Origin of the sequence: Terriglobus roseus DSM 18391, assembly GCF_000265425.1 — a bacterium.
Classification (GTDB): Bacteria; Acidobacteriota; Terriglobia; order Terriglobales; family Acidobacteriaceae; genus Terriglobus; species Terriglobus roseus.
Genome location: NC_018014.1, coordinates 1,998,214 through 2,021,313 on the forward strand (window position 1 = coordinate 1,998,214; position 23,100 = coordinate 2,021,313).

General features: G+C 61.6%; 16 protein-coding genes. 6 read left to right on the forward strand and 10 right to left on the reverse strand.

Annotation, left to right across the window (positions count from 1 at the left end; translation table 11 throughout):
• Nucleotides 1-52: 52 nt before the first annotated feature.
• The 4 genes from TERRO_RS08365 (at nucleotide 53) to TERRO_RS08380 (ending at nucleotide 5,859) form a co-directional block, all read left to right on the forward strand.
• Nucleotides 53-2,107, forward strand: coding sequence for a M1 family metallopeptidase (locus TERRO_RS08365; RefSeq protein WP_014785570.1), 2,055 nt, complete (start codon nucleotides 53-55; stop codon nucleotides 2,105-2,107).
• 194 nt (nucleotides 2,108-2,301) lie between these two features.
• Nucleotides 2,302-2,835: a cupin domain-containing protein gene (locus TERRO_RS08370; protein WP_041592518.1), complete on the forward strand. Its 534-nt coding sequence runs from the start codon at nucleotides 2,302-2,304 to the stop codon at nucleotides 2,833-2,835.
• Nucleotides 2,836-2,985: 150 nt separating this feature from the next.
• The gene (locus tag TERRO_RS08375; RefSeq protein ID WP_014785572.1) at nucleotides 2,986-5,244 is read left to right on the forward strand and encodes a transferrin receptor-like dimerization domain-containing protein; all 2,259 of its coding nucleotides are present in this window, start codon (nucleotides 2,986-2,988) and stop codon (nucleotides 5,242-5,244) included.
• 96 nt (nucleotides 5,245-5,340) lie between these two features.
• Nucleotides 5,341-5,859 carry a superoxide dismutase family protein gene (locus TERRO_RS08380; protein ID WP_014785573.1) on the forward strand — a complete coding sequence of 173 codons (519 nt, stop codon included), beginning with the start codon at nucleotides 5,341-5,343 and terminating at the stop codon, nucleotides 5,857-5,859.
• Between the two features lie 304 nt (nucleotides 5,860-6,163).
• On the opposite strand, the gene TERRO_RS08385 is transcribed toward TERRO_RS08380, so the two are convergent.
• Nucleotides 6,164-7,471 (reverse strand): hypothetical protein, encoded by a 1,308-nt coding sequence (locus TERRO_RS08385; protein WP_014785574.1) that lies wholly within the window; start codon nucleotides 7,469-7,471, stop codon nucleotides 6,164-6,166.
• Between the two features lie 56 nt (nucleotides 7,472-7,527).
• Nucleotides 7,528-8,961 (reverse strand): phytoene desaturase family protein, encoded by a 1,434-nt coding sequence (locus tag TERRO_RS08390; protein ID WP_014785575.1) that lies wholly within the window; start codon nucleotides 8,959-8,961, stop codon nucleotides 7,528-7,530.
• 101 nt (nucleotides 8,962-9,062) lie between these two features.
• Here TERRO_RS08390 and TERRO_RS08395 point away from each other — a divergent pair, with 101 nt between their 5' ends.
• Nucleotides 9,063-9,869: an ABC transporter ATP-binding protein gene (locus tag TERRO_RS08395; protein WP_014785576.1), complete on the forward strand. Its 807-nt coding sequence runs from the start codon at nucleotides 9,063-9,065 to the stop codon at nucleotides 9,867-9,869.
• Between the two features lie 44 nt (nucleotides 9,870-9,913).
• Here TERRO_RS08395 and TERRO_RS08400 read toward each other — a convergent pair whose 3' ends face one another.
• The 8 genes from TERRO_RS08400 to TERRO_RS08435 form a co-directional block, all read right to left on the reverse strand.
• Nucleotides 9,914-10,465, reverse strand: a complete 552-nt coding sequence (locus tag TERRO_RS08400; protein WP_014785577.1) for a GNAT family N-acetyltransferase — start codon at nucleotides 10,463-10,465, stop codon at nucleotides 9,914-9,916.
• Entirely contained in the window at nucleotides 10,455-11,873 is a 1,419-nt protein-coding gene (gene argH, locus TERRO_RS08405; RefSeq protein WP_014785578.1) for an argininosuccinate lyase, read from the reverse strand. The genes TERRO_RS08400 and argH overlap by 11 nt, the downstream gene beginning before the upstream one ends.
• A gap of 2 nt (nucleotides 11,874-11,875) precedes the next feature.
• Nucleotides 11,876-13,207: an argininosuccinate synthase gene (argG, locus tag TERRO_RS08410; RefSeq protein WP_014785579.1), complete on the reverse strand. Its 1,332-nt coding sequence runs from the start codon at nucleotides 13,205-13,207 to the stop codon at nucleotides 11,876-11,878.
• 95 nt (nucleotides 13,208-13,302) lie between these two features.
• The gene (argF, locus tag TERRO_RS08415; RefSeq protein ID WP_014785580.1) at nucleotides 13,303-14,397 is read right to left on the reverse strand and encodes an ornithine carbamoyltransferase; all 1,095 of its coding nucleotides are present in this window, start codon (nucleotides 14,395-14,397) and stop codon (nucleotides 13,303-13,305) included.
• The gene (locus tag TERRO_RS08420) at nucleotides 14,390-15,715 is read right to left on the reverse strand and encodes an aspartate aminotransferase family protein (RefSeq protein ID WP_014785581.1); all 1,326 of its coding nucleotides are present in this window, start codon (nucleotides 15,713-15,715) and stop codon (nucleotides 14,390-14,392) included. Before TERRO_RS08420 ends, argF begins: the two co-directional genes overlap by 8 nt.
• The gene (argB, locus tag TERRO_RS08425) at nucleotides 15,712-16,494 is read right to left on the reverse strand and encodes an acetylglutamate kinase (RefSeq protein ID WP_014785582.1); all 783 of its coding nucleotides are present in this window, start codon (nucleotides 16,492-16,494) and stop codon (nucleotides 15,712-15,714) included. Before argB ends, TERRO_RS08420 begins: the two co-directional genes overlap by 4 nt.
• Complete coding sequence (gene argC / locus TERRO_RS08430) at nucleotides 16,491-17,603, reverse strand: N-acetyl-gamma-glutamyl-phosphate reductase (protein ID WP_014785583.1); 1,113 nt, start codon at nucleotides 17,601-17,603, stop codon at nucleotides 16,491-16,493. Before argC ends, argB begins: the two co-directional genes overlap by 4 nt.
• The gene (locus tag TERRO_RS08435) at nucleotides 17,600-18,037 is read right to left on the reverse strand and encodes an arginine repressor (protein WP_014785584.1); all 438 of its coding nucleotides are present in this window, start codon (nucleotides 18,035-18,037) and stop codon (nucleotides 17,600-17,602) included. The genes argC and TERRO_RS08435 overlap by 4 nt, the downstream gene beginning before the upstream one ends.
• A 270-nt stretch (nucleotides 18,038-18,307) precedes the next feature.
• Here TERRO_RS08435 and TERRO_RS08440 point away from each other — a divergent pair, with 270 nt between their 5' ends.
• Entirely contained in the window at nucleotides 18,308-22,837 is a 4,530-nt protein-coding gene (locus TERRO_RS08440; RefSeq protein WP_014785585.1) for a glutamate synthase large subunit, read from the forward strand.
• Nucleotides 22,838-23,100: the final 263 nt, after the last annotated feature.

The following is a 23,100-nucleotide window of genomic DNA, read 5'->3' on the forward strand; positions in this document are numbered from 1 at the left end:
GTCGGTGACTAGCTGTTGTAGTAGAGGCACACCTCTGCTTCAGGAGCTTTTCATGACACACCCGTGTGCCGTGCGCCGCGTGCTTTTTGCCGCTGCCGCCTTTGCTCTTTCTGTGACATTCGCACCCCTGCCGGGCAAAGCTCAGCCGCCCGCAGGGCAGCGGCGCCCGCAGTTGCCGGACACCGGTGGCCGCTCCGCCACATACGATCCACTAAAGACCTTTGCTCCCTTCGCTATGCCGGATGCAGTCAACAGCTACCGCAGCGGTAACGGCGCGCCCGGACCCGCCTTCTGGGCGAACCAGGCAGACTACGAGATGCACGCGTCCATCGACACCGCGACGCAGACGCTTACCAACGACGAGATCATCACCTACACCAACAACAGCCCGGACATGCTCAACAGCCTGTGGCTGCAGGTGGAGCAAAACACCTATCGCACCGACAGCCGCGCGCGAACCTTCGCCGGCGGCAGCCGCCGTCCCGGAGCCGATCAGTCATCCGAAGGCACCGTCTTCGAGTCCATGGAACTCATGGGTAATGGCAAGAATGCCAAAGCCGAGAAAGCCACGTACGTCATCAGCGACACACGCGCCCGCATCGACCTGCCCGCAGGCCTGGCGCATGGCGCGCAGATTAAGGTCCACATCAAGTACCACTACAAGGTTCCCGGCCAGTGGGGAGGCCGCACCTCCGTCGGCAAGTCGAAGGACGGCTACGAGATCTACGACATCGCCCAGTGGTACCCCCGCATGTGCGTCTATGACGACATCCGCGGTTGGGATACCCAGCCCTTCCTCGGCAACGAGTTCTACACCGAGTTCGGTAACTTCGATAACTACATCACCGTGCCTGCCAGCATGCTCGTCGCAGGCAGCGGCGTTCTCGTCAACGAGAAGGACGTCCTCACCAAGGCGCAGATCGACCGCCTCGCGCAGGCGCGCACTAGCGACAAAACAGTCATGATCCGCACCGTCGCCGAGATCAAGGATCCGGCCAGCCGGCCCAAGCAGGACGGAACGCTGACCTGGCACTACCACATGGACCACACGCGCGATGCCGTCTTCTCGGCCTCGGCGGGCTTCGTATGGGACGGTGCAAAGATCAACCTGCCTGGTGGCAAGACGGCGCTCTCCCTCAGCTTCTACCCCGCGGAATCCGCCGGCGATGAGGGCTGGGGACGCACCACCGAGTACGCCAAGGACACCATCGAAAACATGTCGCACGACTGGTTCAGCTACCCCTGGCCCGTCATGACGAACGTCGCCGGCTTCTCCTCCGGCATGGAGTATCCCGCAATGGTCTTCGACGGCATCAACTCGAAGAACAAGGGACTCTTCGTCGTCACCGCGCACGAAGTCGGACACACCTGGTTCCCCATGATCGTGCAGTCCAACGAGCGCCGCGACGCATGGATGGACGAGGGCTTCAACACCTTCATCGATATCTACGAGAGCGATCAGTTCCAGAAGGGCATCTGGGGACCGAAGCGTGACGGCGAATACGCACCCGGCGGCGGCTTTCCCGCAGACGAGATCGCAAAGATCATCGCTGATCCTGAAGCGCCTGTGATGCTCAGCCGCGCAGACGCCATCCGCGAGAAGTACCGTCACCCCATCACCTACTTCAAATCCGCAGAAGGCCTCTACATCCTGCGCGAAGAGATCATGGGCCACGAAGTCTTCGACCGCGCCTTCCGCAAATACATCAAGGACTGGGCCTTCAAACACCCCACACCCAGCGACTTCTTCCGTGCCATGGCAAGCGAGGGCGGAGAAGACCTGGACTACTTCTGGCGCGGCTGGTACCAGAACAACTGGACGATGGACATGGCCGCGAAGAACCTGAAGTGGGTCGACGCAGCCGATCCCTCCAAGGGCTCCGTCGTCACCATCGTGCAGAACGGCCAACTCGTCATCCCCACGTGGATCGAGGTCAAGTTCGAAGACGGCACCTCCACGAAGACAAAGCTGCCCGCCGAAACCTGGATGCAGAAGGCCACCTTCGACATGGCCATCACCTCCCCAAAGAAGGTAGCCTCCGTCACCATCGACCCGGAACACCGCGTCCCAGACAACGACCGCAGCAACAACGAAGTAAAGCAGTAACGGATCGCATAACAAGCCAGGCGCAGCGGCCCACCGGTCGCTGCGCTGGCTTTTTGCCCCCTGCTTGCCCTTGGTGAGGTCCTCTGCGATGGCAACTATTCACAGAAGAAAAGGCTAAGAAAAACATCACATCGGTCCGCTCAGATCAGAGCTAAGATGTTGCCACAAAGACAGCGGCTTTCATCCGGAGGTTGATGATGCAGCGAAGGAACTTCGTGAAGTTGGGCATGCTTTCCGCACCCGCGCTCATGCTGGCACAGACCAAACCAGCCGCCAATGATGCGCATGCCGTTTCGGCAGGCACAGACGTCCTTGGGGAAGCGCACACTCTCGGCTTCAGCAAAATTCTTTTCAAGACAACCGCTGCTGAGACGAATGGTGGCCTCTTCATACTGGAGCACAACAATCTGGAGAAGGGTGGACCCTTCCGTCACGTGCATCCAGCGCAGGATGAATGGCTCTATGCAATGGAAGGGGAGTTCCGCGTGGAGATCGGAACTCAGAAGCTCACGCTGCATCCCGGCGATTCCGTCCTGATGCCGCGCAAGCTGCCACACGTCTGGGCTCAAACAGGCGACACCCCCGGCAAACTGATTGTCGCCTTCACGCCCGCCGGCAACATGGAGGCCTTCTTCCGCGAGTTCGGAAAGACCGGAAAACTCCCGACCGACGCCACAGTCCTGACCCAGTACGGCCTCGAGCGCCTCGGACCCCCGCTCAGCATCTAGTAGTACCGCCGTCGAGTCATCCCGAAACACTTGATACATTGGGTGTGTCACCCACAACCAATGTCAGGCGGAGCCGCGCCTAAGTCAGCTGCCCGTGTTGAAGCTTGCATCCATCGAAGAGGCTCGCCTCCATCCTGTTCAGGAGTTTTCATGCGCCGTTTCGTCCGTCTGCCCGTAGCCGCCTCCCTCGCAATTCTGCTGCCGCTCGCCGCTGTTTCTCAGCAGGCGCCAAAGCCAATCCTCGGCTTCACGCCGCAGACCGAAGCCGCGGAACGCACGTGGGAGACGAAGTTTCAGGCAATTCCCGCCGCAAAGAACATCGTCGACAACATGCACCGGCTCGCCGCACATCCACACAACGTCGGCTCCCTCGCTCAGCGTGCCAACGCCGAATGGATGGTTTCGCAGTACAAGTCCTGGGGTTGGGACGCAAAGATCGAACAGTTCGACGTGCTTTATCCCACACCGAAAGTGCGCGTTCTTGAGCTGCTCGGCAGCAAGCCCTATAAGGCAAAGCTCGAAGAGCCGCCCGTCCCGGAAGATCCCTACACCCAGGACAAGAGCCCCGCAATGCCGCCCTACAACATCTACGCGATGGATGGCGACGTCACCGGCCCGCTGGTCTACGCAAACTTCGGTCTGCCGGGCGACTACGAAGAGCTGGAGCGCAACGGCATCAGCGTCAAGGGTGCCATCGTCATCACGCGCTACGGCGGCGGCTGGCGCGGTCTGAAGCCGAAGCTTGCCTATGAGCACGGCGCCATCGGATGCATCATCTACTCCGATCCTGCGGATGACGGTTACGGCCAGGGCGGCACAATACCCGCTGGCCCCATGCGTCCGGAGTGGGGCGTGCAGCGCGGCTCCGTAGCAGACACCACGCTCTACGCAGGAGACCCGCTCACGCCCGGCGAACCCTCCATCCCCGGCACGAAGCGCCTCGACATCAAGGCCAGCAAGACCATCATGCAGATCCCGACCATCCCCATCTCTTGGGGTGATGCGAAGCCGCTGCTCGAGCAGCTCGGCGGTCGCACCGTTCCTGTCTCATGGCGGGGCGGCCTGCCCATGACCTACCGCTTCGGTCCCGGCGCCGCCAAAGTCCACCTGAAGATCGAATCGGAATGGGGTACAAAGCCTGTCCTCGACGTCATCGCCACCATGAAGGGCAGTGAAGAGCCCGAGACATGGGTCGTCCGCGGCAACCACTACGACGGCTGGGTCAACGGTGCCGACGACCCCGTCAGCGGCCAGTCCGCACTCCTCGAAGAAGCGCGTGCCTTGGGCGAACTGCACAAGCAGGGCTGGTCGCCCAAGCGCACACTCGTCTATGCCGCATGGGATGGTGAAGAGCCAGGACTCCTCGGTTCAACAGAATGGGCCGAGATGCACGCGGACCAGCTCACCAAGCACGGCGCCGTCTACATCAACAGCGACGAAAACGGCCGCGGCTACTTCGGCGGCAGCGGCTCGCAAAGCCTAGAACTCATGGTGAACGACGTCGCCCATGAGATGACGGATCCCGAAACCGGCAAGACCGTCTGGGAGCGCCAGAAGGCCGCGCAAAGCATCGGTCGCGGACGTGGCGCAGCCAGTCGTGAAGGCGCAACGGAGCGCGCCACCATCGAGTTCGGACCGGCAGGCAGCGGATCCGACTTCGCAGGCTTCATCGATCACCTTGGCGTCGCCTCCGTCAACATCGGCTTCGGCGGCGAGGATCGTGGCGGCACCTACCACTCGGCATACGACACACCCTGGCACTGGGATCAGTTCGCAGATAAGGAAGAGGTCTACGGCAAGCTCTTCGCCCAGACCGCCGGTGTTATCGTCATGCGCATCGCAGATGCCGACGTCATGCCATACAACTTCACTGAACTCTCGCTCACGGTCAACGGCTACGCCGCAAGCCTGAAATCGGAAGTGAAGACCTTGCAGGCGGCCTCAATGGCGCGCACCCGCGCCCTGAAGAGCGGCGCCTATACCCTCACCAACGACCCGAAGAACTCGGTCGCGCCACCACCCGCGCTGTCCCTGCCGCCTGACATGGACTTCAGCGCGCTCGACGGAGCACTGGCCAAGCTCAGCGCGGCCTCGACGCGTTATCAGTCCATCGCAGGCAAGGCATCCATGATGTCGCCCGCAAAGCGCAAGGCATTGAACGACGGCCTGGCCCTCAGCGAGCGTAAGCTGATCAGCGAAGCCGGTCTGCCCGGGCGTCCGTGGACCAAGCATCTCCTCTACGCACCGGGCACCTTCACCGGCTACGGTGCAAGCACCTTCCCAGGAGTTCGCGAAGCCGTCGAAGCGGGCCGCTATGACGAAGCCAACCAGCAACTCGGAGTTCTCGTCCAGTCCCTCAACGAAGAAGCCAGCTTTATCGATTCGCTTTCCGCTATGGTTGGTCAGTAGCGGATCGCCCAAACCAGGTACGAAAACGGGGAGCCGGGCATCCGACGGCTTCCCGTTCTTGTCTTATGTCGTGAACACAGCACTTGGAGGAATTACATGCGCAAGCAGTGGATCGCAACCCTTTGCCTGATCGGCGGCTGTACCGTCGCAATGGCCGCACCGAAGAAGGCTCTGACCGTTCCCATGAAGGATTCCAAGGGAGCAGAGGTCGGCCAGATCATGATCACCGAGAAGGCCAAGACCGTGACACTGAATGTCATGCTGCACGGCATGCCTGCCGGCCAGCACGGCATTCACATCCACGCAAACGGCTCCTGCACCGCGCCTGAATTCACCGACGCCGGCGGCCACCTCAACCCCGATACCAAGAAGCATGGCTTCAAGAACCCCATGGGCCACCACGCTGGCGACTTCCCCAGCAGCATCACCGTCAAGGACGACGGCAACGGCTCCATGAAACTGACCAACAAGGACGTTACGCTGAAGCCGGGCGAGCCAAATTCCATCTTCGGCAAGTCCATCGTCGTGCATGAGTCAGCCGACGACGAGATGACCGATCCCGCCGGCGCCTCCGGCAAGCGCATCGCATGCGGCGTCGTTCCCGAATCCATGTAGTCCGTCAGTCTGCGTGCTCATTTCTGTTACGAACAGGAATGGGCACGCAGACCAGTATCCATACGGTCTCGAAAGACTTTTCGGATGAAGCTCTCACGTATCTCTGTCTGCCGTTGCCGGCCTGTGCGGGGCGGTGTCATGCGGAGTCCGTCATCAGGCATACAGCCTCGTGTCAGGCGGGCTGAACGTCCGCGACTTCTTAGCCCAGGGCGAAGCCCTGGGCTAAGAGTCCATCAAGCGATCGCGGGCTGAAGGCCTGCGACAAAATGCTTATGGTCACTGATCTCGATGCGCGAAACGTAGGTTACTTACCGTGGCTTCGAATACGCCGCGCAGGTGCAGGCAGAACGCGCTGAGCCGCCGGCAACAAAACGACGGTCGGCGCATCGTCAATCATGAGGTTCCCACGGCCTGCAGCAACCGGCTTCAAAGCGCCATTGCTCGCAAAGTGCAACACAGCCGGCACAGCACTCCCTTGAACATGCAGCACCACGGACTGCGGTGCCACCGGCGTCACCTTCCTCGTCTCCGGGTCATAGCCGGAAACCTCCTGCCACAGCAGCAGGATCGTCTCGCCGTTGCTCTTACGCAAAGCCAGGTGGTGCAGGGAAGTGTCGCCACCCTCCAGCTTCCAGGCTGCCGGCAGAACATCCTGCGCAGCAGCCTCAGCCTCGCTGAGCACGGTAGAATTCGTCTCTTGCAATAACTTCAGCAACGCACTTACGGCAGTAAATGCAGGCCGAGGCGTGAAGTCCGCGCGCAACAACCCGTCATGGTCGCGGATGCCGCGGTCTGGCACCTCCATATCAATCAACTCGTATAAATACGTTCGCCGGATGCCGTGCAGAAACTGCTCCAGCAGCAGCCGTACCGTGTACTTGCCGGCCACATCCTCCGGCACGCCATTTGCCACGCTGGGGTCGGCAACATAGCCACTCTCCGTGGTCATCAACGGCAGGGAACCGAAGGCACTCTGAGCCAACTGCAACGTCCACGGGTACGATCCGGTGCCGGCCTCATCGCGGCCCGCAGTCCCCGGATGACGTCCACCAAAGTAGTTATGCAGATTCCCGAACATGCAGTCGCACGGTTGCGTTCCAAACTCCGCAAACGATCCGCGACGCGTCAGCGCGGGTGCGACGGTGAAGATCTGCGTCCCGCTGGTGGCTTTCGTGATTTGCTGCTGAGCCTCGCGGACTTCCTTCAGCCAGCTCTCACTCGTCGCGTCCAACTCGTTCGGCGCTTCAATGCCCTCAAGCGATCCCGGCGCGCGCGTCGGAAAGGCTCGCAGCATCGGCGATGTCTCGGAGACATCGGTATACAACAACGCATGCACACCATCGCGAGCCAGCAGCGTCAGCCCCGTGTAATAGTCCTCGACGTTGGAGTTCAGCAGTCCATCGCGCACATGCTTCACGCCCAGTTGCTTGATCGCCGTGCGCACGCGCAGCGAATCGCCATAGGCCGAATCCTGCGACGCAAGGTGCACGTTTACACCAACACTGTCGGTGAAACGGCTTGCAGGCACGGTCTCCTGCGCGCACAGCAGCAACGGACAAACCAGGCACGCAGCACGCGCAACCCGCAGGCTTGCGCAGAGTCCTCGAAGCATCCACGCTCCTTTTATGGGTGACGCTACTGGATAGACGAAGCCATTCGCATTCAAGCTCACAGCCCCAGCGAGGGAAGCGCGACGCCCATATGTTTCGCTGCGACGGCAGCTGCGGACCATCCGCACATCCCATGCACGCCACCACCGGGTGGCGTTGACGATGAGCAAAGATACACACCCTCGATCGGCGTGCGATACGGCGGCAGCGTCGGTCTGCGGACGATCTGCGCCAGGGTCATCGCACCGCCAGACACATCGCCGCCAACAAGGTTTGCGTTCCAGGCTTCCATCGCCGGAGCCGACCGCGTATGGCGCGCAAGAATCGTCGCACGAAACCCCGGCGCAAAACGTTCCACCTGTGCCTCGATGCGCGCCGTGTAATCCGCCGCGCTGCCATTGGGTACATGACAGTAAGCCCAGGCAGTGTGCATGCCCGCAGGCGCACGCGTGCTGTCGAAGAGGCTGGGCTGCGAGAGCAGAATGTAAGGCCGCTCGCACTCGCGACCCTCCCACGCGCTCAACTCGGAAGCCGCAATCTCATCGAAGCTGCCACCAAGATGAACTGTCCCGGCTCGCCGTGCCAGCGTCGCACTCCACGGGATCGGTGCAGACAGGGCCCAATCCACCTTGAACACACCGGGACTCTGCCGCACACGCTCAAACGGCTCGCGCTGTCTCTCAGAAATTGCTTCCCCTGCAAGCCGCACGAACTGCCGAGCCGTAACATCCAGCAGTACCGCATCATGCGATGGCAGCTCCCGCAGCGTATCTACGTGGCTGTTGATGTGGATGACGCCTCCCAGCGACTGCAGCAGCGACCCCAGGGCATTCGTGATCGACTGAGCACCTCCACGCGCGATAGGCCATCCCGTCGCATGCGCAGCACCTGCCAGCACTAACCCCGGCGCGGCACTTGCGATAAAGTGCAACGGCACATTCGAGTGACCGGCAAGGCCCGCAAACAACGTGCGCGCACGCTCTGTCTTGAAGTGCGTACGAGCCGCGAAGGACGCGGACTGCAACGCCGTCAACCCGAATCGCGCCATCACCAATGGATGTCGCGGTACACGCAGCATCGGCCCAAGCGCGTCGCCAAGGAATCCCGGCCACGCATCCATTAGTGGCTTCACCAACGCCCGCCAGGCATCCCCATCCTGGCCCAGCAGAGCGGCGGTCTCATCAAGATCATGCATCTGTCCGACGCAATCCCCACCGTCCAACGGGTGCGCCAGAGGTACATCTGGCTCGATCCACTGCAGGCCGTGTTCCCGCAATGGCAGCGTCTTGAAGAAAGGAGAAGCGATCCCGAGAGGAAACACCGCCGCGCCGGCATCGTGAAGAAAGCCCGGCAACGTAAGGGCCTCCGTGCGAACACCGCCACCGATCGTCTCCGCAGCTTCGAAGACCGTCACCCGCACACCTGCGCGCGCCAGCGCAACGCCGGCGCTCAGGCCGTTGGGTCCGCTGCCGACAATGACCGCATGCTTCATCCCTCGTCTGATGCGCCTGGTCGCATGCCGTCAACATTACACTGGAACAAAGCGAGCAAGTTTGCGCACGGAGCGCAACAGCGATTCGCCGGAGCAAGCACTTGCCTCACACCAATGCCGAGCCCTTCCTCTCGCTTCAGCACGTCTCCATCGCACGCGGCAACGCCACCGTGCTGCACGACGTAAGTCTCTCCATCCGCCGGGGCGAACGCGTCGCCATCCTGGGCCCCAACGGCTGCGGCAAATCCACCCTCATCAAGACCATGACGTGCGAGCTCTACCCGCTCATCACGCCCGGCATGCAGGTCGAGATCTTCGGCCGCCCACGGTGGGACCTGACCGAGCTGCGCCGCAAACTCGGCGTCGTCACCTGCGAGACTCCCAGCAAAAGCGCACTGCACACGACATCCTTTGACGCAGTGCTCACCGGCTTCTTCTCATCGGCAACGCTGTGGCCCAACCTCACGGTGACGGATGCAATGCGCGAGACGGCCGCCGCAGCACTAAAGCAGGTAGACGCAGAGGCCTTCGCAAGTCAGCCTCTGGGAGAACTCTCCGCCGGTCAGCAGAAGCGAGTCCTCATCGCACGCGCCCTCGTCGGCAGCGGACCCGTCGCCAGCGAACGAATGCTGCTGCTCGACGAACCATCCAACGCACTCGACCTGGCCGCGCAGACAGAGCTACGTCAAACCATGCGCCAACTCGCACAGGACGGGACCGGCATCATCCTTGTCACACATCACATCGCAGACATCGTGCCGGAGATTGACCGCGTACTCTTCATGCGCGAAGGCCGCATCGCAGGCGACGGCTCACGCAAAGAGATGCTGACCGAAGAGAAGCTCTTCGAACTCTTCGGCGTGCACGTAAACCTCGCAGAGCGCGATGGCTTCCTGCACGCCTGGTAATCGAGAATTCGGGTGCCCCACGTCCGATTCGGAGACGTGGGCTCTTAGTGATCCGCCCCGGTGAAGGCAATCTGCAACGGCACCAGCTCCGGCTGCTTGATCTTCGCAGGCCCAAGCACCGCTACCCGCGGCACAGGCCCACGCAACATCGCAACCTCGTCACAAGCGTGCAGACGCGGACACTTCTGGCAATCCTTGTAGATCTTGTCTGGTAACGCCGTGCGATCCATCGTGGTGCGGAAGCCATACCGAAAGAAGAAATCCGGGATGCGCGTGAAGAGGCAGACCGTCTGCACGCCATGCACCTCCGCCTCATCCAGCAAAGCCTTCATCACAGCACTTCCGGCGCCCTGACCCTTGGCCTCAGGCTTCATAACAATCGAACGCACCTCGGCAAGGTGCGGCCCATAAAGATGCAGCGCACCGCAGCCAAGAAAGATCCCGCCCTCGCTATGCGCCACATGGAAATCGCGAATGTTCTCGCAGATCTCCGCATATTGCCGGCGCAGCAACGTGCCATCGCCCGACAGCGAATTCACCAGCTCGAAGATATCGGCAGCATCCTGCAGACGCGCCTGACGAACACTAGATCCCACGCGCCGCCCCCGTCTCCAAAGCACTCAACCGACGACCAGCGGCCGCAAGCGCTTCCGCCACACGGTGCACCGCCGTGCCGCCAATCACATCATGGCAATCCAACGTAGCCTTCAGCGTAACGGCCGCATGGAAGTCCTCGCCAAACTCATCGCCAAACTTCTTCAGCTCTTCCACCGAAAGCTCGTTCAACTCGCGACCACTGTCCAAACCAAAACGGACCGCATTGCCAATCTTCTCGTGCGCCGTGCGGAAGGGAACACCCTTATAAACCAGGTAAGTCGCAGCAGCCATCGCGTTCAAATAGCCCGACTGCGCAGCCTCTTCCATCCGCGGATAACGGAACTGCAACGCAGCCGTAAACGGAGCCATCAACGGCAGCATACCCGCAAACGTCTCGGCCACCTCAAACGTAGCCTCCTGCGTCTCCTGCATATCCTTGTTGTATGCCAGCGGCAGTCCCTTCAGGATCGTTGCAAAGGTAGTAGCCGCACCCAGCAGACGCCCGCTCTTACCCCGCACAAGCTCCGTCAGATCAGGATTCTTCTTCTGCGGCATTGCAGAAGACCCGGTGCTAAAAGCCTCCGGCAAATCCACAAACCCAAACTCCGCTGTCGCATGTAGCGTAATCTCTTCCGCAAAGCGCGACAGATGCAGCCCAATGGTCGCCGCCACCTGCGCAAACTCCAGCGCAAAATCACGATCGCTCGTGGCATCCATGCTGTTCGCAGTCGGCGCAGTAAAACCAAGCTCACGCGCCGCAATCGTGCGATCCAGCGCCAGCGTAGCGCCCGCAATCGGTCCCGAACCCAACGGGCAGAAGTTCATCCGCGCCCGGGCATCTTGCAGCCGTGAAATATCCCGCACGGCCATCTCAAAATAAGCCATAAGCCAATGCGCCACCAGCACAGGCTCTGCACGCTGCAGATGCGTATAGCTCGGCATCGCATGCTCGCCCGCAGTCTTCGCGAGCTCCAGCAGGGCAGCCGCCCACGCCTTCAAATCCACCACAGCGCGATCGATAGCATCCCGCACATAGAGCCGGAGATCCGTAGCAATCTGTTCATTGCGCGAGCGTCCGGTGTGCAGCTTCAGTGCAACGGTGCCGACACGCTTCTGCAACTCCAGCTCAAGAAAATGATGCACATCTTCCGGCACATCTGTCGCAACATTCAGACTGCCCGCAGCAAAGTTTTCCCCGATCGCGCGCAGCCCATCAACGATCTGCGCAAGCTCTTCGCTCGTAAGAATGTTCGCCGCAGCAATCGTCTTTGCATGCGCCGTGCTCGCCGCTATTTCCTGCGGAATCAGACGCCAGTCAAATGGAAACGACCGCTGCCACTGCTCGAAGGCCTTGTTCAACGGCTCGCGAAAGCGGCCGGACCACATCTTGGTGGGTTCATTCGACATGACTATTCCGAACCCTTGAGCTGGGGCATCTCAGAGCCCTTGCTAAGATTGATCAATCCCGTCGCCGCATACGTCTGCAGCTTCGCGCGCGTATCCGTGATGTCCAGGTTGCGCATCGTCAACTGGCCGATGCGATCCCGCGGCGAGAAGTTCGACTCCGTCTTCTCCATCGACAGACGATCCGCGGCAAACGTCAGGTTCGGGCTCTCCGTATTCAACATGGAGTAGTCATTGCCGCGACGCAACTCCAGTGTCACCTCGCCCGTCACCGGACGCGCAACCCACCGCTGCGAAGCCTCGCGCAGCATCAGCGCCTGCGGATCGAACCAGCGTCCCTGGTACAGCAGACGACCCAGCTTCCGCCCGTTCTCGCGGTACTGCTCGATCGTGTCCTCGTTATGAATGCCGGTGATCAGCCGCTCATACGCGATGTACAGCAGCGTCAATCCCGGTGCCTCATAGATGCCGCGGCTCTTCGCTTCGATGATGCGGTTCTCGATCTGGTCACTCATGCCCAGGCCATGACGGCCACCAATGCGATTCGCCTCCAGCATCAGCTCAACGGGGTCGCTGTACTCCGTACCATTCAGCGCAACGGGCACGCCCTCGGCGAAACGGACCGTCACTTCTTCCGCCTTCACCGCAACATCCTCGCGCCAGAACGCCACACCCATAATCGGCGACACGATCTTCATCGAGCTCTTCAGAAACTCAAGATCCTTCGCCTCATGCGTCGCACCCAGAATGTTCGAATCGGTCGAGTAGGCCTTCTCCGTCGACATCTTGTAATCGAAGCCCGACCGGATCAGAAACTCCGACATTTCCTTACGGCCACCAAGCTCATCGATAAACGCGGCATCCAGCCATGGCTTGTAGACCTTCAGGTTCGGATTCACCAGCAGGCCATAGCGATAGAACCGCTCAATGTCGTTGCCCTTGTACGTCGAACCATCGCCCCAGATGTTGACGTCGTCTTCCTTCATCGCCGTCACCAGCATCGTGCCGGTCACAGCACGGCCGATGGGTGTGGTGTTGAAGTAGGTCACACCCGCAGTCGTGATGTGAAACGCACCCGACTGCAACGCTGCAATGCCTTCGCGGACAAGCTGCGCACGGCAATCGATCAACCGAGCCTGTTCCGCGCCATACTCCATCGCCTTGCGCGGGATCGCGTCGTAATCCGTCTCATCGGGCTGGCCAAGATTGGCCGTGTAAGCGTAGGGAACTGCGCCCTTCTGCTTCATCCAGTGGAGCGCGGCAGACGTGTCCAGGCCGCCGGAGAAGGCAATGCCGACCTTCTGGGCAGTGGGAAGCGATTCGAGGATGACAGACATGAGGTGGAGCCTTCCTGAGCGTGCTGCGGTCCGGCGCGCCATCGTTGCGCACGCCGGACCGGTTTGATTCGGGACCTTAAGTGTATGCGAAAGGACTAGGCCAGCGTGCGACGTCGCTTGCCATTCACACCGCGATCGCGCGGAATGCGCTTCGCGCCGCCCAGCAGCATCAGTAGCAATGCCTTCTGCGCATGCAGACGGTTCTCCGCTTGGTCGAATACAACAGACTGCTCTCCATCCATGACCGCATCCGTTACTTCCTGGCCGCGGTGTGCCGGCAGGCAGTGCATAAACACCGCGTGGCTGGCCGCATTGCCCATCAGCGACTCATTCACTTGGAACGCCTTGAAGATGGGTGTGCGCCGCATCGTCTCGTTTTCCTGGCCCATCGAGATCCACGCGTCCGTATAGACAGCGTCTGCACCGGTGACGGCCTTGACGGGATCGTGCGTGATTGTGATGGATGCGCCTGTTTGTTCGCAGATGGCCATGGCCTTTGCCACCACATCTACCTCTGGTTGATAACCCTTCGGTGTTGCGACGGTAATGTGTGCACCCAGCAGCGCTCCGCACAGAATGAGCGAGTGGCACACATTGTTGCCGTCACCCACATAGGTGAACTTGATGCCCTCAGCCGATCCAAAGCGCTCTTCGATCGTCAGGAAGTCGGTGATCGCCTGGCACGGATGCTCATAGTCGCTCAGCGCGTTGATGACTGGCACCTTGCTGATCTCCGCAATCTCCGTCACCGTGTCGTGGGCGTACGTACGCAGCACAATCACGTTCATCCAGCGCTCCAGGTTGTGCGCCACATCGGCCAGCGACTCACGCTCGCCCAGCGGCGATGCAGTCTGATCGACGAATAGAGCATTGCCGCCCAGTGTGTTGATCGCAGCCTCAAACGTCAGGCGCGTGCGCAGCGATGCCTTCTCAAAGATCATCACCATCTGCTTCGCTTCCAGCGCATGGCGGAAGTCTTCCGGATGCGCCTTCACTGCATGCGCCAGCTCCATCAGCGCGGCCAGCTCGTGCACCGTCAGGTCGCTCATCGAGCACAGATCGCGGCCGCGCAGCGACTTCGCCGCTTCCGTAAATACAGCGTCCGATTGAATGCCGAGTGCGATCTTCGGCTTCGGCATATCCAGCAGATCCGTGCCATTCGGATTCATCACAACAGTCTTGCTATCCATGAACTTGTTCTCCGGCAAGTACGGTCTGCGCCGCGCTTGCTTCCTGCAAAAGGCTGCCAAGGGCAGCAATGGTTTCGTCAACGTGCGCCTTCGTAATCAGGAAGGGCGGCAGAAAGCGCAGAACGGTCTCGCTCGTGCGATTGAGAATGATGTGCCGCTCAAACATCATGCGGTCGGCCAGCTCCTTCGCCAGCTCGGCGGTGCGGATCTCGACACCGATCATGAAGCCCATACCGCGAACCTCCAGGATCGAGTCATGCTCCTGCGCAAGCCCACGCAACTGTTCGACGAAGTAGCTGCCCACTTCGCTCACATGCGCGAGCAGGTTCGCACGATTGATCTCGTCGATCACGGCAATGGCAACAGCGCACACCAGCGGTCCACCGCCAAACGTTGTGCCATGCATGCCTGGCGTAATGGCGCGTGCTGCGGCCTCGGTGCAAAGGAGCGCACCCATCGGCAGACCACCCGCCAGCGGCTTCGCCAGCGTCGTCACATCCGGCTGAATGCCATAGTGCTGGTACGAGCACCACTTGCCGGTGCGGCCCATGCCGCTCTGGATCTCATCGCACAACAGCAACGCACCGGTCGAGTCGCACAGCTCTCGCGCCGCTGCCAGGAACTCCTGCGACACGGGATGGATTCCACCCTCGCCCTGTAGGCACTCCAGCGCAATACCGCACACCTCGTTCGTAAACGCCGCACGCAGCGCGGCAACGTCGTTGAACGGCACAAACACAACGTCCGGCATCAGCGGTGCAAATGGCTCGCGATACTTCAGCTTGTGCGTCGTCGCAACCGAACCCATCGTGCGTCCGTGGAAGCTGTGTTCCATCGCGATGAAGCGCGTGCCAATCGTCTTGCCTTCCGCGCGCAACATGCCCGCGTGCGCACGTGCCAGCTTCAGCGCAGCCTCCCACGCCTCGGTGCCGCTGTTGCAGAAGAAGACGCGATCCATGCCGGTCAACTCCGTCAGCTTTACAGCCAGTGTCGCGGTGCCATCGTGATAGAACAGGTTCGACGTGTGCAGCAGCGTTGCGGCCTGCGCCATCATCGCCTTCGTGATCGCGGGATGACCGTACCCAAGCGCCGACACACCAATGCCGCTCAGCAGATCCAGGTACTCGTTGCCGGCGTCGTCGAACAGGTGCACACCTTCGCCACGCGTCAGCAGGATCGGGTGGCGATCATAGGTTTGCAGCAACAGCTTCTGCTCCGCCGCCTGGGTTGCAACAAGGTTCATGTCTGCTGCGCCTCCGGTGATAGTTCCATCCTGTTTCATGTTGTCGAGTTTCATGCGACCGTTGTCGAGTTTCATGCGACCATGACCTCCGTTCCGTCGTTGACCCGCGAACTGATCAGGTCGGGTAAAACCGTTGCAGACTCAGCCGGTAAGATGCGTACGCGCTTCACGCCGGCCAGCAGGGCATCGCGGCATGCATTCAACTTCGGCAACATGCCGCCGCTGATCACAGCCTGTTTCTCCAACTGCGGAATCTCCTTCAGGGTCAGCCATCGCATCACCTGTCCGTCCGCACCCTTTACTCCGGGAACATCCGTCAGGAACACCAGCGCATCCGCCTTGGTCGCAATCGCCGTTGCAGCCGCCATCTCATCGGCGTTGATGTTGTAGTACTCGCCGTCAAAGCCAAGCGCCATTGAACTGATCACCGGCACCGCGCCCATCTTCCAGATCGCATCCAGCCAGCGCGGATCCGTTGCAGCAATCTCGCCCACAAAACCCAGATCCGGCGACGTCTTCTTCTTACGCGCGCGAAACACATGGCCGTCACCGCCGCAGATGCCGACAGCCGCCTGTCCTTGCTGTCCCAGCGATGCGACCAGGGACTTGTTCACGCGGCCTGCCAGCACCATCAACGCGGCATCGCGTGTCTCCGCATCCGTCACGCGCAGACCGCTGATGAACTCGCTTGTCTTGCCCATCGCCTTCAACGTCTTCGTCAACTGCACACCGCCACCATGCACAATGGCCACCTGGTGACCATCCGCAACCAGGTCTGCGATGGCCTTGCCAATGGCGTGCAGCAGTTCCGGCTTCTCCAGTGCGGCACCCCCGAGCTTCACGACATACTTCAAAGGAGTCCCTCCGATTCTTTCCAACCACACATCACATTCATGTTCTGTACCGCCTGCCCGGAAGCACCCTTTAGAAGGTTGTCCAGGCAGGACACGAGTACCAATCGCTTGCCGTCCGGCGCCAGCTCAAATCCGATGTCGCAAAAGCTGGTCCGCACCACGTTCTGGATCTGCGGCAGATCGCCCGATCGGTGCACACGCACCATGGGGCTCCGCGCATAGAAACTTCGCAACGTATCTTCGATGGTCGCCGCATCCATCCCGTCGCGTAGCCGTAGATAGATCGTCGAAAGAATGCCGCGCGGAATCGGCAGCAGATGCGGCGTGAACTGGATCTGGTCGTTCGTAAGACCAAGTTGCTCCAGCAGTTCGCCCGTGTGCCGGTGTCCGAAGACTGCGTAAGCGGAAAGATTGTCCGCCGCGTACATGTAGTGCGTCTTCGCCGAAGGCGCCTTGCCCGCACCACTCACGCCGCTTTTCGAGTCGCAGATGATGCCATGCTCCACGTCCACCACGCCCGCCCGAACCAGCGGTGCGAGAGCAAGAATGATTGACGTCGAATAGCAGCCGGGATTCGCCACCAGATCGGCGCCCGCAATCTCGTCGCGGTGCAGCTCCGGCGAACCGAAGACCGCCTCAGCCTGGATCGCAGCCGCCAACGCAGGATCGGAGTCGGTCAGCTTGTAGACCGCTGCGTTTGCAGGATGATGCAGTCGCCATGCACCCGAAAGATCGATCACGCGAAGCCCGGCCGCCAGCGCATGCGGTACGTATTCACGCGATTGCTCGTGCGGCAGCGCCAGGAACAGGATCTCCGTCCCGTTCTCGCGCAACGTCTCCCACGAAAAGGGAACTACCGGTGGCGCAGGCTTGCCATCATTCTTCGCGATCTGCGGATGCAGATCATAGATTGTCGTCCCGTCTGCCTCGGCTCCCATGCGGCCAAGGAAGATCGGCTGGGTGTCGCCGAGACGCGGGTGATGCAGCAACAGGCGCGCAAGTTCCGCGCCGGCATATCCCGTCACGCCGGCAACGGCCGTGCGCACGTGGGACTTCGGTTGTTTTGCGAGGGTCGCCAACGGCTCACTCACAGCGGCAAAATGGCTCACCCGATCAAACCTTCCATCCGCGCCTTCAGCACCGCGGCCTGCTTTGCATCCGCGCAGATCACCAGCACGGTGTCATCGCCGGCGATGCTTCCCATCATCTCCGGCCAGTCTTCATAATCCAGGGCGGCCGCCACGGGCTGTGCCGAACCTGTCGTCGTAATTACCACCAGCAGATTTTGAGCCTGCTTCACTTCCAGGCCATAGTTCCGAAGCGTTTCGCCGATGCCGGGGGAGTCGTCATCCTCCTCCATATTGCCCGGCAGCGCATATCCATTCGGTCCCTTATAAACATGAAGTTCATGAATATCGCGTGACAGCGTCGCCTGCGTTACCGTAAATCCGCGCTTGGCCAGCTTCTTCCGCAACTCGTCCTGGCTGAGCACGCTGGTCGTCACCAGAAGTTCACGGATTGCAGTGTGTCGTTGCTGTTTCATGCGAAAAAGGGTCCGCCCTGGGTTGGTGCTGCCGTTGACCTGTTGTAGGGGGCGGAAGCGAGAAATGTCGTGCCGATTAACGGCTACAAATAAGATGTTCGGCGAACTTCGCCGATGCATAACTATACATCTAGTTGTATAAATATACAGAACCCCCGTCAAGCAAACTCCCAAGCTGTGATCCGGAAATTTCGGCGAACGGTTAGGAATCCTTACAGAAAGACCGTCGCGCCCGCACAAAATCGCGGTCTCCGCGCAGTAGAATGAGCTATGGACACGTGTTTTTTGCCCGCCCGCCCCGAGGTTGTCAGCGCCCGCACGTCGGTGCGCTCCCTTGTGGATCCCCGCTTCGACCACGACTCCTGCGGTGTCGGCTTTGTCGCGGATTCCGGCAACGTCGCCTCGCATAAGGTCCTTACGGATGCGCTGACAGCGCTCGCCCGCCTCGCACATCGCGGCGCGGTCGCTGCAGATGGTAAGAGCTCGGACGGCGTCGGCATTACGTCCGCCGTGCCGCGAGCCCTTCTGCTGGCAGAAACAGGTGTCACACTCGACGATGCACAGCCCCTCGGCGTCGGCGTCATCTTCGTGCGCGAAAAGGGTGCCAACACCTGCACGGTCCTCGACGAATGCCTCGCAGAGCAGGGCATCACGGTACTCACGTGGCGCGACGTACCCGTCAAGCCCGAGGTCCTCGGCGAGATCGCACTCGGCACCATGCCGGAGATCCGCCACGTCCTCGTCACTGGCGCCCCGGAAGACTTCGAGCGCAAGCTTTATCTCGCGCGCAAGACCTTCGAGCGCCGCCTCGAAGCCGGCGAAGTCACCGGCTACGTCGCCTCGCTCTCTTCGAAGACCATGGTCTACAAGTCCATGTGCAGCGGCCGTCTGCTGCCCGAGTTCTACCCGGACCTGCAGAACGAAAGCTTCACCACGCCTTTCGCGCTCTTCCATCAGCGCTACGCCACCAACACCACGCCCGCATGGCACCGCGCACAGCCCGGCCGCACTCTTGCGCACAATGGCGAGATCAACACTGTCTGGGGCAATCGCGCACGCATGGAAGCGCGCTACTCCACGCTGCCCTCAGAGTGTCAGCCCATCCTCACCCAGGACGGCACCGACTCCACCTCGCTCGATGAGACCGTCGAACTCCTGATGCACAACGGCCGCACCATCGCGGAAGCCATCCGCGTCCTCCTGCCGCCTGCCGTCGCAGGCCGCGACTCGGCCTTCCTCAAGTACCACATGGACACCATGGAACCATGGGACGGCCCAGCCGCACTCGGCTTTACGGACGGCCGCTACGTCGGCGCCGCGCTCGACCGCAACGGCCTGCGCCCCTGCCGCTTCGCCATCACCACGGACGGACTCGTCGTCGCCGGCTCCGAAGCAGGCCTCGTCGATCTCGATCCCGAGACCGTCACCCACAGCGGCCGCCTCGGACCCGGCCAGATGCTCGTCGTCGATCTGCAGGAAAAGAAGATCTACGAGAACGAGGAACTCCTCGACCTCTTCGACGCAGACGGCAGCTACGCCGCGCTCATCGACGACACCACCATCTCTGCCGAGTGGGTCGACCTGCCCGCCACCGACTTCGAAGCCATCGCCAAGTCCCAGCGCAACTTCGGCTACACCAAGGAAGACGTGCGCATGGTCCTCACACCCATGGCAACCGACGGCAAGGACGCCGTATGGTCCATGGGCGACGACACACCGCTCGCCTACCTCGCGAAGACACCCCGGCCGGTCTACGCCTACTTCCGCCAGCGCTTCGCCCAGGTCACCAACCCGGCCATCGATCCCTTGCGCGAAGCCATCGTCGTATCGCTGCACACCCGCCTCGGCCCCTGGTCGCACATGCTCAACAAGCAGGCATCACTGCGCGGCATGGCCCTGCCATCACCCTTTCTCTCCATTGGCAAGCTGGAGTCCCTGCGCCAGGGTAGGTACCCTCACAACGACACGCTGCGTCTGCGCGAACTCAAGTGCGTCTTCTCCTCCCGCTTCTCGCTTGAAGTCGGCATCGAAGCGCTCTGCACCAACGCCGTCGAGCTCGTCAAAGAGGGCGTAGAGATCCTCCTGCTCAGCGATCGCAACGCCGACACGGACCTGTTGCCCATTCCCATGGCCATCGCGGTCAGCGTCGTCCATCACGCCCTCGTCAAGGCCGGCCTCCGCACCGCAACCGGCATCGCTGTAGAAGCAGGTGACGTGCGCGACGTGCATCACGCTGCCGTTCTCATCGGCTACGGCGCGGGCGCTGTCTGCCCATGGCTCGCGCTCGAGACAGCACGCGCCACCGCAGGCCCTGACGGCGACGCAAAGGTCCCCGAGATCAAGATGCTCAAGGCCTTCGACGCCGGTCTTGCAAAGATCATGTCGAAGATGGGTGTCAGTGTCGTCGACAGCTATCGCGGTGCCTACCCGTTCGACATCCTCGGCCTCAGCAACGAAGTCGTAAACCGCTGCTTCCCCAACACACCCGCACCGCTCGGCGGCGTCGGCTTCGCAGAGATCGAGCACGGCATCCGCCAGCTCTGGGGCGCGCCCGTCTCGCCCGATCTCCAGGCAAAGATCGACCTGCCCGACTACGGCTGGGTCAAGTTCCGCAAGGCTGACATGGCCGAACCGCACGCATGGCAGCCCTCGAACGTGAAGGCGCTGCAATCCGTCGTGGGCTCCGCCCGCAACGTGCCCATGCCGGAAGACGCCGCAAAAGCGTTCCAGATCTACTCAACCGCCGTTGCCACCAAGGAAACGCCGACGGTCCTCCGTGAACTTCTGGAGATCCGTCCCGCAGGGCCCGAGCTCGATCTCGACAAGGTTGAGTCCCCACGCTCCATGATGAAGCGCTTCGCCGCCTCGGCCATGTCGCTCGGCTCGCTCAGCCCTGAGGCGCACACCACCATCACCATCGCCATGAACAGCATCGGCGGCAAGTCCAACACGGGCGAGGGCGGCGAAGATTCCGACGTCTACCGTCCGCACCCTGGCAACCGTCGCGTGCTCATGCCCGGTGAGGCCTCGGCCTTCGTCAACAAGCCATCCCCCGGCGGCGTCGCTGTCGCGGAGCCCATCGTCGAAGCACCCGCCGTCCACTCGTTCCTCAACAACAAGATCAAGCAGGTCGCCAGCGGTCGCTTCGGTGTCACCGCCGAATACCTCGCACACGCTGAAGAGATCGAGATCAAGGTCGCACAGGGCGCCAAACCCGGCGAAGGTGGCCAGCTCCCCGGCCACAAGGTCACCGGCCTCATCGCCCGTCTGCGTCACGCCCAGCCCGGCGTGCCGTTGATCTCGCCGCCACCGCATCACGACATCTACTCCATTGAAGATCTCGCGGAGCTCATCCACGACCTCAAGCGCGTCAATCCGCGCGCTGCGGTAGGCGTCAAGCTCGTCTCAAGCTGTGGCGTCGGTACCGTCGCCGCAGGTGTAGCGAAGGCCTACGCAGACTACGTCGTCATCGCCGGCAACGTCGGCGGCACCGGCGCAGCGGCACTCTCGTCCATCAAGTACGCAGGCAATCCCTGGGAGCTCGGCCTCGCCGAAGCTCACCAGACGCTCATGGCAAACGGCATGCGTGGACGCGTCCGTCTGCGTACCGACGGCGGACTCTCCACCGCACGCGATGTGCTGATCGCAGCCATGCTTGGCGCGGACGAGTTCGCCTTCGGCACCGCTGTCCTCGTCGTCCTCGGTTGCGACATGGCGCGGCAGTGTCACCTCAACACCTGTCCCACCGGCATCGCGACGCAGAAACCCGAACTCCGCGCACGCTTCCGCGGCAAGCCGGAGCACGTCGTCCGTTTCTTCGAACAGCTCTCAGGCGACCTGCAGCAGATGCTTGCGCGCTACGGCCTCGCATCCATTGAAGAAGCCATCGGCCGCGTCGACCTGCTCGAGCAGGTACGCTTCGACGGTGGTCTCGACCTGTCGCCCATGCTGGTGCAGGAAGGAAACGGCCCCCGCAAGTGGGACGGCATCCGCAACGACCGTCCCGAGACAGAACCCGCTCTGGACGACGCGTGGGTCGCACCTGCCGTCGCCGCCTTCGAAAAGGGCGAGGCCTACTCGGTCAGCGGCATGATCGCCAACAAGGATCGTGCCGTCGGCGCCCGCATCGCGGGTGAGATGACTATCCTGCAGGCAAAGGCCGAATCGCCCATGCCACTGCCGGACGTCACCATCAAGCTCACCGGCACGGCCGGACAGAGCTTCGGAGCCTTCGCCATCGAAGGCATGAAGCTGGAGCTGACCGGCGAAGCGAACGACTTCGTCGGCAAGGGCCTCAGCGGTGGAGAAATCGTCATCCGCGCACGTGGCCTCGCAAAGACCAAGAGCGGCGCACACGTCCTCCTCGGCAACGTCGCTCTTTACGGTGCAACTGCCGGCAAGCTCTTCGTCGCGGGGCAGGCTGGCGAGCGCTTCGCCGTCCGCAACTCCGGCGCCACCGCGGTCGTCGCTGCGGTAGGGGATCACGGCTGTGAGTACATGACCGGCGGTACCGTCGTTGTGCTCGGATCCATCGGCCTGAACTTCGGCGCAGGCATGACCGGCGGTATCGCGTGGCTCTACGACGCGGAGGGCACGGTACTCTCGGGCTCCCGCTATCACGCCGACTTCCTGCAGGCCATCCCCTTCGCCGAAACCGACGAAGCAGCCCAGGCCGAACTGAAGTCGCTGCTGGAAGAACACGGCGCCAAGAGCGAAAGCACACGCGCCGCACGCTTCCTCTCCGACTGGGACACCCACTCGAAGAAATTCCTACGCATGGTGCCCATCTCGCAGGTGTAATCGAACACTGGCAACACGCGCATCGCAACGATGCTCTCCCGCACTTATAAGAGTAACGAGCTGACAGGCGATAAGAAGGCGAAGCAAAACTGTCGGACAGTCCCAACGTGGCCAGCGCGGCAGATGCTGAAAAGGTGTCACGTATGTGGATTGCTGTTCTTGATATCGCGACTTCCAGCGGCGTGTGTGCCGATGGAAGTCGCCGATGTGTTCGGGAGCAAACGTGTCGGCTGCTCTCCCAGCACTGGGTGAAAGGCACATCG

Coding starts and splice junctions, on each gene's coding strand:
- argH (WP_014785578.1), bottom strand. CDS start 11,873: ATGTCGAATGAACCCACCAAGATGTGGTCCGGCCGCTTTCGCGAGCCG.
- TERRO_RS08390 (WP_014785575.1), bottom strand. CDS start 8,961: ATGAAGCATGCGGTCATTGTCGGCAGCGGACCCAACGGCCTGAGCGCC.
- TERRO_RS08435 (WP_014785584.1), bottom strand. CDS start 18,037: ATGAAACAGCAACGACACACTGCAATCCGTGAACTTCTGGTGACGACC.
- TERRO_RS08365 (WP_014785570.1), top strand. CDS start 53: ATGACACACCCGTGTGCCGTGCGCCGCGTGCTTTTTGCCGCTGCCGCC.
- TERRO_RS08385 (WP_014785574.1), bottom strand. CDS start 7,471: ATGCTTCGAGGACTCTGCGCAAGCCTGCGGGTTGCGCGTGCTGCGTGC.
- TERRO_RS08440 (WP_014785585.1), top strand. CDS start 18,308: ATGGACACGTGTTTTTTGCCCGCCCGCCCCGAGGTTGTCAGCGCCCGC.
- TERRO_RS08420 (WP_014785581.1), bottom strand. CDS start 15,715: ATGAAACTCGACAACGGTCGCATGAAACTCGACAACATGAAACAGGAT.
- TERRO_RS08370 (WP_041592518.1), top strand. CDS start 2,302: ATGATGCAGCGAAGGAACTTCGTGAAGTTGGGCATGCTTTCCGCACCC.
- TERRO_RS08375 (WP_014785572.1), top strand. CDS start 2,986: ATGCGCCGTTTCGTCCGTCTGCCCGTAGCCGCCTCCCTCGCAATTCTG.
- TERRO_RS08380 (WP_014785573.1), top strand. CDS start 5,341: ATGCGCAAGCAGTGGATCGCAACCCTTTGCCTGATCGGCGGCTGTACC.
- argF (WP_014785580.1), bottom strand. CDS start 14,397: ATGGATAGCAAGACTGTTGTGATGAATCCGAATGGCACGGATCTGCTG.
- argG (WP_014785579.1), bottom strand. CDS start 13,207: ATGTCTGTCATCCTCGAATCGCTTCCCACTGCCCAGAAGGTCGGCATT.